The organism is Vibrio sp. G-C-1 (assembly GCF_021728015.1).
GTDB lineage: Bacteria > Pseudomonadota > Gammaproteobacteria > Enterobacterales > Vibrionaceae > Vibrio > Vibrio splendidus.
Window position 1 is genome coordinate 1 of the sequence record NZ_JAKKCR010000040.1, and the last position, 1,340, is coordinate 1,340.

Below are 1,340 nucleotides of genomic sequence, written 5' to 3' on the forward strand. Positions count from 1 at the left end.
AAAAGAAGTGGGTAGTTTAACCTTTCGGGGAGGACGCTCACCACTTTGTGGTTCATGACTGGGGTGAAGTCGTAACAAGGTAGCCCTAGGGGAACCTGGGGCTGGATCACCTCCTTATACGAAGATAGTCACGATGAGTGTCCACACAGATTGATTAGGTTTAGAAAAGCAAAGAGATGAAGAACTCCCAAGTTCTTCGAAGTTTGTTTCTATTTTTTAAAGTAGAGATAAATTAGCAGTGTCCCGTTCGTCTAGAGGCCTAGGACACCGCCCTTTCACGGCGGTAACAGGGGTTCGACTCCCCTACGGGATACCATTGGGTCGTTAGCTCAGTTGGTAGAGCAGTTGACTTTTAATCAATTGGTCGCAGGTTCGAATCCTGCACGACCCACCATTCTTTCTCCGCGAAGGAATTAAAACTATCGTGGGCGATTAGCTCAGTTGGGAGAGCACCTGCCTTACAAGCAGGGGGTCACTGGTTCGAGCCCGGTATCGCCCACCATTCTCTAAAAATTCTTGGTTATCTTCATATCCAAACCACTTCTTTTGTCGTTGGTTGGTATGTTTGACCCTGAGAGTCTTTAGAAAATGTGAATTTTAGAACACTGGTTCTTAAAGTCTCATGCTCTTTAACAATTTGGAAAGCTGACTGATTGATTTACTTACGAGTAATTCAATCAAATTTAAAAGTTCTCAATGTTTATCTTTCATTAGATAAACACAACAAACACATTCAAGTGTCTTGTATTCGAATCAAACTTTAGTTTGATTCACAATTGAGTCCGGCAAACAGTTATCAAGAATTAACCCTTCTTGATGACAACCAAAAACCTTGGTTAGTTGCCATACGCTAAGACCCTTTCGGGTTGTATGGTTAAGTGACTAAGCGTACACGGTGGATGCCTTGGCAGTCAGAGGCGATGAAAGGCGTAATAACTTGCGATAAGCCCAGATTAGGTAGTAATAACCTTTTGAGTCTGGGATTCCTGAATGGGGAAACCCACTTGCATAAGCAAGTATCCTGTTGTGAATACATAGCAACAGGAGGCAAACCGGGGGAACTGAAACATCTAAGTACCCCGAGGAAGAGAAATCAACCGAGATTCCGAAAGTAGCGGCGAGCGAAATTGGATTAGCCCTTAAGCTTTTAATGATGCAGGTGAAGAGTCTGGAAAGTCTCGCAATAAAGGGTGATAGCCCCGTAACCGACACATCATAATCAGTGAAAACGAGTAGGGCGGGACACGTGATATCCTGTCTGAATATGGGGGGACCATCCTCCAAGGCTAAATACTACTGACTGACCGATAGTGAACCAGTACCGTGAGGGAAAGGCGAAA

General features: G+C 44.3%; 3 tRNA genes and 2 rRNA genes. All 5 read left to right on the plus strand.

Going from position 1 to position 1,340, the window contains the following annotated elements:
- Positions 1 to 117 (plus strand): 16S ribosomal RNA (locus L3V36_RS23800); the annotation flags it as partial.
- Between the two features lie 123 nt (positions 118 to 240).
- A tRNA-Glu gene (locus L3V36_RS23805) sits at positions 241 to 316 on the plus strand.
- Between the two features lie 2 nt (positions 317 to 318).
- Positions 319 to 394: transfer RNA gene (locus L3V36_RS23810), tRNA-Lys, on the plus strand.
- Positions 395 to 426: 32 nt separating this feature from the next.
- Positions 427 to 502 (plus strand) — tRNA-Val (locus tag L3V36_RS23815).
- Positions 503 to 872: 370 nt separating this feature from the next.
- Positions 873 to 1,340 (plus strand): 23S ribosomal RNA (locus L3V36_RS23820); the annotation flags it as partial.